This is a genomic window from Luteibacter sp. SVR4-7G (genome assembly GCF_056755555.1).
The window spans coordinates 150525-160844 of the sequence record NZ_JBPGXO010000003.1; the positions used below are offsets into that span (position 1 = coordinate 150525).

Genomic DNA, 10320 nt, shown 5'->3' on the forward strand with positions numbered 1-10320 from the left:
CACCTCTTCGCGAACGGAGGTTGGCCATTATGACCCAGACCGGATGCCCCATTCTTTGATCATCCGGTTAAGCGGCGCCCGCGAAACCACCGTGCGGTCGCGGTCGATGGCAATGGATTGGTCCGCCAGGACCGCGACACCGGGGCGGTGGGAAACCACCAGCAGGATCGTGCCGGGAAGGCGCCGCTTCAGCGCCGCCAGGACGTTCAGTTCGGAGTCCGCGTCCAGGGCGCTGGTCGCCTCGTCCAGCACGGCCAGCCGCGGCTGGCGCAGGATCACCTGGGCCAGCAGCAGGCGCTGCAACTCGCCGCCGGAAAGCCGGCTCGACGCGTCGGCCAGGGCGGTATCGAGGCCTTCCGCGCTGTCGTCCAGGCGGCGATCCAGACCCACGTCGGCGAGGGCCCTGCGCAAGGCCGCGTCATCGGCATCCGGCGCCGCCCACATCAGGCATTCGCGTACCGAGTGCTGCCAGAGACGGACGCCCTGGCTGACATAGGCGCCTTTGCGCACCAGGGCGCGATACGCCTCGAAGCCTAAAGTGGCCTGGCCCGAATACGCAGAGAACGCTTCCGGCGGCGCCATTCCGGCGAGAACGTCGACGAGACTGGTCTTGCCGATGCCGGAGTCGCCCTGGACAAGGGTGAGTTCCCCCGGCAGCAGCGCGAGATTCGTCACCTCGATCCCCCGCGTCGGTGGCCGGATGCGCATGTACTCGATGTGGACGGGCACCGCGCCCGGCGGTTCGATGGCGCTCCGCGGGCCGGGCTGCGCCACCGCCAGATCCATGTACCGTCGCCACAGTTCGATGGCCGGCAAGGCCGAGCGTAACTGCTGGAAGCTCTGCCGGCTGGTCGCGACATAAGGCAGCAGGCGTCCCAGCAGCAGGCACACCGCCACCAGCGACGCGGCGTCGATGCCATGCCAGCGCCGCGCAAGCATGAACAGGCCGGCGATGCCGGCCGCACATACCAGCTCGAGCACCAGCCGGCCGGACGCGATCAGTTCGAGCTGACGCGCATAGCCGTGGCAAAGCCCGGCGGCGACCTCGCCGTAGCTCGCCTTCTCCGCGGCCTCACGGCCGAACGAACGAACATGACGCAGCCGGCGTGGAAGGTCCTCGCTGTGCCAGAACAGGCGCGTCATGCCGGCGACATAGGCTCTCGCCACCTCGGCCTGCTCACGGCCAAAGGCCCGCGAGGCCAGCAGGCCTGCCGCCGCGAACGCCGGCACGGCGAGCATCAGCGGCGGCGATACCCAGAAGGCGAAGGCGAGGTTCACGGCGGCGGTCGTGCCCGCGATGAGCAGTTGCTGCCACGCGCTGAACCCCTGCACCGCGATCTCGGTGTTGTGCGTGAGCACGTTGGCGATTTCCGCCGACGTGGCATCCGCGAGCGCAGGCAGTGACGCTTCCACCAGGCGCGCCTGCACGCGCCGGCGCAGGTCCAGGCCGTAGCCTGCCGTGAGTCGCGCGCCGAGCCGCGCGGCCTGCCAGCGCAACAGCGCGAACACCGCGGTCGCGAGCGCGAAGACGGCCGCCGGTGCATCGCTGCCTGGTGCGGTGAGAAGGATGCGCGGCAAGGCGAGCTCGTGCGCCGGCTGCACCAGGGCCGCGAGCAGCAACGCCGCGACACTGCCCGCGAGCGCCGAGCCGAGCGAAAGCGCGACATAGATCGCGATCCGCGGACGATCGCCTCGCGGCAGCGTGTCCAGCAGGGCACGCAGCGGTGTCGGAGTTCCAGCAGTCCGGCCGGCGACCATGTCAGCCCGGCGCCCCGGAGCGATCGAGCAGACGATCCAGGGCCCGGATCCCGTCGCGCGGATGGAGACCCCGGCGCAACCGGTAAACGCCGGCCCGGGTGATCCGCTGTACGAAACGGTCCCAGCCCGCGTGCCCCGCCGCGTATGCCTGGTCGGCCGACAGCATCGTCGAGACGAATTCCCACGGAACGGATTCGAGCAGGTCGTCCTGACCGCCAGCGGACTCGCTGGAGACGAATACCGCGGCGGCCAGGTGCAACGGCGCCTGCGCGGAAAACCCCGGCCGCTCGCGCAGGTCGGCCTCGTACTTGGCGACGCCGCTGCGCCGGCGGATCACCGGCGAGCGTTCGATCCATTCCCGCGCCATGGGATCGTCGACGAAGCGCAGCGTGTCGTGCTTCACATGGAGGAAGTTGGGCACGCCGGTGGCGAGCAAGTTTTCCGGATGCACGAAGACGCTGTCTTCCGCGAGCAGGTCCATGCCCTCGAGCAGGCCTTGCAGCGTCAGCGTGGACTTGCCTGCGCCGCTCGCTCCGAGCAGGAGCACGCCGAGCCCGTTCCTGCCGACGCACGCGGCATGCAGCGGCACGAGGTTCAGCACGCGCGGGGCCAGGAGGAATACGGCGAATTCCAGCAACTCGTAGCGCACGTGATAAGGGAACGCGAGCATGTCTTCGGAGACGACGATGAGCCCGCGGCGCTGGGCCGGCGCGAGGACCACGTAGTTCGACGCGTCGACCACACCGCAGAGCAGGCCCCTGCCTCCTTGCATGCGCACCGGCGGCGGTTCGGCAAAACCTTCTCCCGCCTCCCTCGGCAACACGCGCAGTTCGACGTGGAACTCCGGCGAGAGCCCGGGGAAACGGTGCGCGGGAAGGCCGCCGTAGGCTGCCTCGACCAGCTCGAGCAGGGCGATGCTGTCACTCTCGAAGCGGAAGCGGGCACCGAGGACTTCCCGGCTCATGCATATGGCCGGGCGCAGGCGCTCTCCGAACGGATCGGAAAGCGGATCGTCACGTAGGGAGACATCGCTGGGAAACATCATTGCCGGTCGGTCATCCTCTGGCCGAAGCCTACGGACCCGTGGGTGCCTCGCGCGACCGGAATGGTTGTCGCATCAGCCGATGACACGCCGAGGCAACCTCCCTGGACGGGTACGGCACTTACGACCATTGCAGCGTCGCCCGCGCGGCGTCCCGATGGTTCGTTCGAGGCTTCCAACCGATGCTGAAGATCCAGGCAGGCCACTCCTATTTCCTTCGCTATGACAGGAAACAATGGGAGCGCGGCAAGCCCTACCCCCCGCTGGCGACCATCCAGATCGCGGCGCTGCTGCGGCGCATGGGCCATGAGCTTTCGCTGTTCGACGCCATGCTGTCCGAAGGCGTCGAGGACTATATGCCGGCCTTCCGGCAAGCGGCGCCCGACCTCGTCGTCTTCTACGAAGACAACTTCAACTTCCTCACGAAGATGTGCCTGGGACGCATGCGCGAGGCGGCCTGCCGCATGATCGCCGAGGCCCGCGCCGCCGGCGCCCGCGTGATCGTCGCCGGTTCCGATGCCTCCGACCAGCCCGAACCCTTCCTTGCCGCCGGTGCCGACGTGGTCCTCGTCGGCGAAGGCATCGCGGCATTGACCGCGCTCGTGGAGCGGCTCGAGCGCGATCCCGGCATCGACGACGACGCCTGGACGGCTGGCCTGCCGGGCGTCGCCACCATCGTGGACGGCACCGTCCGCAGGGGCCACGTCGGCCCGCAGCCACCGGACCCGCGCGTGGTGGGGCAACCGGCGTGGGACCTGCTAGACATCGAGCGCTATCGCACGTTCTGGCGCGAACGCCACGGCTATTTCAGCCTGAACATGGCCGCCTCGCGCGGCTGCCCGTTCCGCTGCAACTGGTGCGCGAAGCCCATCTGGGGCAACCACTACAACCAGCGGACCGCCCAGGAAGTCGCCGCCGAGATGACCTGGCTCAAGCGGACCTATGCACCCGACCATATCTGGATGGCCGACGACATCTTCGGTTTCCGCGCCGACTGGGTGAGCGAATTCGCGCAGTACCTGCACGAGGAAGACGGGTCCATTCCCTTCACCATCCAGACGCGCGCCGACCTCGCCAGCGAACGCATGTGCGCCGCGCTGGCCAAGGCCGGTTGCGCCGAAGCGTGGATCGGCGCGGAAAGCGGCAGCCAGCGCGTACTCGACCGCATGACCAAGGGCACCCGCGTGCCCGAACTCATCGGCGCCCGGCAGCGCCTCGGCGCGCACGGCATCCGCGTCGGCTTCTTCATCCAGCTCGGCTACATCGGCGAACAGCTCGAGGATCTGCTGGCCACGCGTGAACTCGTCGCGGAAGCCGCACCGGACGATATCGGCGTCAGCGTGTCCTATCCGCTGCCCGGCACGAAGTTCTTCGACGAAGTGAAGGCACAGCTGGGCGACAAGACGCACTGGGACGACAGCGCCGACCTGGCCATGATGTTCCGCGGCGCGTACGACTCCGACTTCTACAGAAGCTTCCGCGACCTGCTGCACGAACAGGTGACGCTGCGCCAGGGCGTCACCGGCAGCACCGCGGAAGCCGCGCTGCGCAAACGCTGGGACGCGCTGATCGCAAGCGAACGCGCGCACCGTAGCGAACAGCCCACGCTGCCATCGTCCATGGCGATGCAAAGCGTCGCCCTGCCCTTCGTGTGAGGCCACCCATGTCTCCTCCGCTCAAGCTCGTTCGTCGCGGCCTCCACGACACCACCGAGATCCTGGCGGCGGAACTCGCACTCGCGTTGCCCGGCACCGAGATGCCGCAATGGAGCGAACTGGAGTGGCGCCTTGCGACCGCCGCGGCGGTCGCCCACGGCATTTCGCCGCTGCTGTGCCGCTTCTCTACCTGGCAACGGCCGGCCTGGCGGCAGTTCCTCGTGGAGCAACGCGGCCATGTCGTGCAACGGCATGAGCGGATCGCCGCGATGCTCCAGCGGATCGATGCGGGCGCGCGGGACGCGGGACTGCCGATCATGGCGCTGAAAGGCGCGGCGTTGCATGCCCTCGGCCTCTACGCGCCGGGCGACCGGCCCATGGCCGATATCGACCTGCTCGTCGACGACGCGCATGCCGATGCGGTCGCCGGCTTGCTGGCGTCGCTCGGTTACGAAGAGTCCTTCTCGCAGTGGAAACACCGAGTGTTCAAGCCTGCCGGTGTCGTGCCGGTGACGGGCCTCGGCGAGCATCGCGACACGCCGGTCAATATCGAGCTGCATACGCGCATCCACGAGCGGCTGCCGGTGGCCACCGTCGACATCACCGCGCAGGTGCGGGCGAACGGCGCACAACCGGGCATCAACGCCTATCCCTCGATGGGCGCGCTGATGAGCCATCTGCTCCTGCACGCCGCCGGCAATATTTGCGGCCGGAGCCTGCGCCTCATCCACCTCAACGACATCGCGCTGCTGGCCACGCGAATGACTCCGGCCGACTGGGCGCCGCTGTGGGCCGGGAACACGCCATGGTGGGCCTTGCCGCCGCTCCGGCTCGTTGCGCGCTACTACCAGGAAGCGGTGCCGAGGCCGGTGCTCGCGCGCCTGGAACGCGACTGCCCGCCTCTCCTGCGCGCCTTCGCCGGGCGCCAGACGCTCACCAGCCTGTCCTGCTCCAACCTGTGGCTGAATGCGCTTCCCGGCATCGAATGGTCGCGCACTCCCGTAGACGCCGCCCGCTACCTGAAGAACCGCCTCCGCCCCACGCAGGAAAGCGTCAAGGAGCGCGCCGACATGGTCCGCACCCAGGCATGGCTGCAAGGCCAGGACTGGGTCACCCTCGGCCACCGGCGCCGGTTGCTGACCTGGCTCACTCGCCCCGTGCCACGCATGGATACCTTGTACGTGGTGCGCAAGGCGCTCGAACACGGGACGCCGCTCACCCGCTTCGTGTGAGGGCGCGCGCGCATCCTGCGAATCGGAAAGCACCCAGGCGCCGCTCGTGGCAAACTCCGCCCCGCAACCCCTGGGGAGGAGGCCCACCGTGTTCCCGATCATCGTCTCGCTGGTCGTGCTGGCGCTCGCATGCGGCAGCCTTTACCTGGGCGGCTGGATCGCCTCCCGCCTGCCCGAACATCATCGCGTCTACGAGGCGCAGAAGGCCGCCCAGTTCGGCATCAGCATGATGGCGACCCTCGCCGCGCTGGTGCTCGGTTTCATGGTGACCTCCGCGCGCGCGACCTTCGACCGCGCCAACGACGACGTCGTCGGCGTGTCCACGTCGATCCTCCTGCTCGATCGCGCCCTCTCCGGATACGGCCCGGAGACGGCCCCCATCCGAAAGGATCTGCGCGCCTTCCTTGCCAGGGCCACCGCCCGGGTCAGCCCGGACGGCGAAATGAAAGAGATCGTTTTCCGCCTGCCGCACACCAGCCTGAGCCTGCTCACGCAGTTGCAGCAATCGATCCTCGCCCTGCAACCGGAGACACGGACACAGGAATGGTTCCAGCATCGCGCCCTCCAGGTCACCACCGAACTCAGCATGCGACGCATCCTTACCTCCGAGCACGAGCGCGCATCGGAACCCACGGCCCTGCTCATCGTGGTCACCGCATGGATCGTGCTCATCTTCACAGGCATGGGTGCCTTCGCGATGCATAACGAATCGGTGCGCATGGTGATGTTCTGCGCGGCGCTGGCCTTCGCCGGCTCGATCTTCATCGTCATGGAGCTGGAAGCGCCGTATACCGGCGTGCTTCGCGTATCGGGCGAGCCCTTGCTGCAGGCGGCGAAAGAGCTTGCGATGCCTTGACGTTGCGAGCTAGCGCGACCGGACCAGCTCGTCGTAGAGGATCTGGAACGACGCCACCGTGTAATCCGCATTCTCCGCCAGCGCGAGGCGCTGGGCTTCTGCCGCGAGGCGCAGGCGCAAGGGTTCGTCGTCGATGACCTCGGCGACTGCATCGGCTAGCGCGTTCGCATCGCCCATCGGCACGGCGAGGGCAGCCGTGCCGGCCCATTCGGCGACATGTCCTACCGCGGTGCCGACGGTGGGAACACCCGCGACCGCCGCCTCCAGGAGGACCAGCGGCCCCGCCTCGTGCAGCGACGACATGACGAGCAGGTCCGCCGCGGCCATGAGCGGACGCAGTTCGCGCTGGGTGCGGAAGCCGAGGAAGCGCACACGTTTCTCCAGGCCGAGCGCGCATGACAGCCGTTGGATTTCGCCGTCCAGCGTGTCGACGCCGACGACGGTCAGTTCGAAGTCCATGCCGGCATTGGCGAGCTTCGCCATCGCGCGCAGCAGGGTCGGCTGGTCCTTGACGCGGTTCAGGCTCGCGACGTGGATGAGCCGCGCGGGCCCGGTGCCTCGGGGGCGCGGCGCGAGCGGCATCCAGGCATCAGTATCCACGCCCAGGGGTATGCGTTGCGCCGGAATGCCAAGCGCATGCAGCGAACGGATGATCGGGGCGCTCGCGGCGGTGACGGCGCCCGCCATGCGCAGCATGAGCGCTTCGCGCAGGCGGCCGCGCCACTTCCGCCGCCCCCCATAGCCGATCGCATGCAGCGCCACCAGTTCGCCGCCGGCAATGTGCACGAGGCTGGGACGACCCAGGAACTTTGCGGAAACGACGGCGATGAAGCCGCAATGCCCGGAAAACAGCGACTGCACCACGTCGAAAGGCTTGTGCCGGTGTTCCGCGCGAATGGCCTGGATGGCGCGCCACACGGTGCGCCCCGCCCCGATGTTGTGAATAGTGGCACCGCGCAGCGGCCAGGTCCCGGGTTCCGCTTCCTGGTGCAGCGCGAACACGTGAACCTCATGGCCACGCGCGAGCCGTTCGATCAAGGCGAGGAACGCGGGAATCACGCGCTCGTCGCCGTCACGGGACACGCCGCCGGGAAGCACCATGGCGATCTTCATGGCGAGGTCCTGGCCGCGAGCAGTTGTGCGTAGGCGTCTGCCCAACGCGCGCCCAGCGCCTCGAAGGAGAGAGTCCTGTCGAAATGTCCGCGCACGGCGCGCCGGTCGCGGCCCTCCTTCGCGATAGCCACAAGTGCGTCGGCCAGTGCCGATGCATCGCGCCGCGGCCACAGTTTCCCGACGCTGCCGTTTCCGGTGATCGCCCTGAAAGCCGGGATATCCGTCAACACCGGGGACGCGCCGCAGGCCATCGCTTCCATGGGCGCGTAGCCCGCGCTTTCGGCAAGGCTCGCCGACACGTAGATGTCCGCGGCACGCATCAGCGCTTCGATCCGCGCGTGCGGCAGGTTGCCCAGCAGGTGCACGCGTCCGGCAAGGCGCGCGTCCCTGCCGATCCGTTGCTGCACCTCGGCCATCAGCGGCGCCGTGCCGAATGCGCAATACAACTGGAGGCCCGGCAGGCGTTCGGCGGCACGCGCCACGCCTTCGAGCATCGTCATGGGGTCCTTGCCGGGCGCGAGGTGGCCTACCGAGAGCACGCAGGGATCGCCATGCAGTCCCGTCGCTGCGCGGGCTTCCGCGCGGTTGCCGGGCGTGAACCGGCTGCTGCTTTCCGGTATGGCGAAGAGGCGCGTGTCGCGGCTGAACAGTCGCCGGCGCATGAAGGGCTCGGCCAGATCCGGCGACGTGAAGACGACGCCCGCGGCGACCCGGTACCAATGCCGCCAAGGCAGACGCCGCCAGCCGCGAGGTGCGCCGTCCGCGTGATCCTGCAAAACGATGGGCGGCGCGGGAAGGGCACGGGCCATGGCCGCTGCATGGCGCGCGTAGGCGAGGCCGTGCACGTGCACGATGTCCGCGCCAAGCGAAGCGACAGCCCGGGCGGCGCGACCGCCCAGTTCGCCCGCGTTACGCGTACCCCCCGTATCGACGAACCGGTAGTCCACCCCTGCCCGCTCCACCCGCGCATCGAATCCCGCCATCTGCACGACGGATACGCGGAGGCCGCCACTGGCGACGATGTCTGCGATGTCGGCCAACGAGCGCCAGTTCCCGAAGACGTCGTCTACGGACAGCTCCGGCGGGACGCAGATGAAGTTGACCATCGCGACGTGCACGCGGCATGTCCTCAGAGGCCCGACACCTGCGGCAGGCGCAGACGCACCAGGCGATTGGCGAGATTGAGTTCCCACGGCTTGTCGTAGCGGCGCCGGCGATAACGCCAGGCGGCCATCGCGCTCAGGCCGCGCTTGGCCCACGGCGGCGAGCGCAGGTCCTGCACCGTGGGGAAGCGGCAGCGCAGTACCGTGACGAAATCCTGGATGTGCCGGCGCAGGTCGTCGCTCAGCCACGGCGCGTCCGCATGGCAGGCATAGTCGACCCAGCGCTTCTCCGTCCATTCCTCCGGCGAAGAGGGAAATTCCACAGGTTCGCCATTCAGGTCCAGCAGCGGCATGGATGCGCGCTTGCCGCGATCCTTCTCGTGCTTGCTGCTTTCCGGCAGCGGTGTGTAGATGTAGACGATGATTTCCGACTGCGGGTTGATCTTCTTCAGTTCGCGGATGAACTCGAAGGTATGCACGGTTTCTTCCTCGGTGTTCACCGGAGGCGCGACCATGAAGGAGAGTTCCGGAATCACGCCGTTCCGCCGGCACAGTTCCGCCACTTCCAGGGTCTGGTCCGGCCGCGTGCCCTTGCGGATTTCCTTCAGCATCGCCCCGCTGGGCGACTCGGCACCAATGTAGGCCATGCGCAGGCGGCTCTTGCGCACCAGCTTCCAGGTCGACTCCGAAAGGTTCAGCAGCGCGTCGGAACGCGCGTAGCACCACCAGGGCAGTTCCAGCTTCGCCATGATTTCGAGCAGCGGCACCATGTCCGCCTCGCGGTCGAAGAAGTTGTGGTCGAAGAATTGGATGGAATCGGCGCCGAGTTCGTACTTGAGATAACGGAGGTCGCGCTCGAGGCGCGCCGTCGTGGGCAGTGCCGTCGTGCCGCCGAACATCGCCGCCACGCCGCAGAACGTGCAGCGGAAACGGCAGCCGATGGCCGCCTGGTGGGCGGCGGTGCGCCGGCCGAGGAAGGTGCGCGCGAGGTAACGGCGCGGATCGCCGAGCTTGTCGTAAGGCAGCACGATGCCGCTGTCGCCGAGCGAGAAGCGCCGGTTCGGGTTGTGCACGGCGACGCCGTCGTGTTTCCACGAAAGTCCGCCGATCTGCGACACGTCGCGCCCGGGACGGCGCAGCGCCGCCAGCAGTTCGGGCAGGCTCTCCTCGCCCTGCCCGCGTATCGCGTAGTCGACGTACGGCGCGGACAAGGCGGTATCGGTGTACAGCGTGGGGAAGTAGCCTCCCCAGACTATCGGAAGCTGGGGATGGCGCTCGCGTATCGCCTTGGAGACGGCGATCGACGGCTCCATCTGCGGACCACCCATGACGCTGAGGCCGACCGCGTCGAAACGCTCTTCCTCCAGCGCCCGGAGCGTGGCACCCACGACATCGCGGTCCACGTTGCCGTCCACGATGCGGCTGGTACCGCTACGGTCGAGCGCGGCGGAAAGATGCAGCAGCGACAGCGGAAACCTCGCGCTGGCACGCGAGGTAATGGTCGGGTTGACCAGCAGGGTATTCGGGGGCGGGGTCATGGCGCTGTCTCTTATACACATCT

8 protein-coding genes are annotated in these 10320 nt (G+C 68.3%); 3 read left to right on the forward strand and 5 right to left on the reverse strand.

Going from position 1 to position 10320, the window contains the following annotated elements:
• Window positions 1-27: 27 nt before the first annotated feature.
• Complete coding sequence (locus tag ACR9ZH_RS02340; RefSeq protein ID WP_481289154.1) at window positions 28-1758, reverse strand: ATP-binding cassette domain-containing protein; 1731 nt, start codon at window positions 1756-1758, stop codon at window positions 28-30.
• Window position 1759: 1 nt separating this feature from the next.
• Window positions 1760-2722, reverse strand: coding sequence for a phosphoenolpyruvate carboxykinase (ATP) (locus ACR9ZH_RS02345; protein WP_481289155.1), 963 nt, complete (start codon window positions 2720-2722; stop codon window positions 1760-1762).
• A gap of 260 nt (window positions 2723-2982) precedes the next feature.
• Here ACR9ZH_RS02345 and ACR9ZH_RS02350 point away from each other — a divergent pair, with 260 nt between their 5' ends.
• The 3 genes from ACR9ZH_RS02350 to ACR9ZH_RS02360 all read left to right on the forward strand — a co-directional run bounded on the left by ACR9ZH_RS02350 (window position 2983) and on the right by ACR9ZH_RS02360 (window position 6543).
• Window positions 2983-4455, forward strand: a complete 1473-nt coding sequence (locus tag ACR9ZH_RS02350; RefSeq protein ID WP_481289156.1) for a B12-binding domain-containing radical SAM protein — start codon at window positions 2983-2985, stop codon at window positions 4453-4455.
• Window positions 4456-4463: 8 nt separating this feature from the next.
• Window positions 4464-5687 carry a nucleotidyltransferase family protein gene (locus ACR9ZH_RS02355; protein WP_481289157.1) on the forward strand — a complete coding sequence of 408 codons (1224 nt, stop codon included), beginning with the start codon at window positions 4464-4466 and terminating at the stop codon, window positions 5685-5687.
• 88 nt (window positions 5688-5775) lie between these two features.
• The gene (locus tag ACR9ZH_RS02360) at window positions 5776-6543 is read left to right on the forward strand and encodes a bestrophin-like domain (protein ID WP_481289158.1); all 768 of its coding nucleotides are present in this window, start codon (window positions 5776-5778) and stop codon (window positions 6541-6543) included.
• A 9-nt stretch (window positions 6544-6552) separates the two neighbouring features.
• Here the strand turns inward: ACR9ZH_RS02360 and ACR9ZH_RS02365 are convergent, their stop codons facing one another.
• Genes ACR9ZH_RS02365 through ACR9ZH_RS02375 form a run of 3 tightly spaced genes read right to left on the reverse strand, consistent with a single transcriptional unit; the run spans window position 6553 to window position 10297 of the window.
• Entirely contained in the window at window positions 6553-7656 is a 1104-nt protein-coding gene (locus ACR9ZH_RS02365; protein ID WP_481289159.1) for a glycosyltransferase family 4 protein, read from the reverse strand.
• Complete coding sequence (locus tag ACR9ZH_RS02370; RefSeq protein WP_481289161.1) at window positions 7653-8762, reverse strand: glycosyltransferase family 4 protein; 1110 nt, start codon at window positions 8760-8762, stop codon at window positions 7653-7655. The genes ACR9ZH_RS02365 and ACR9ZH_RS02370 overlap by 4 nt, the downstream gene beginning before the upstream one ends.
• 23 nt (window positions 8763-8785) lie before the next feature.
• Window positions 8786-10297 (reverse strand): B12-binding domain-containing radical SAM protein, encoded by a 1512-nt coding sequence (locus tag ACR9ZH_RS02375; RefSeq protein ID WP_481289162.1) that lies wholly within the window; start codon window positions 10295-10297, stop codon window positions 8786-8788.
• Between the last annotated feature and the right edge of the window lie 23 nt (window positions 10298-10320).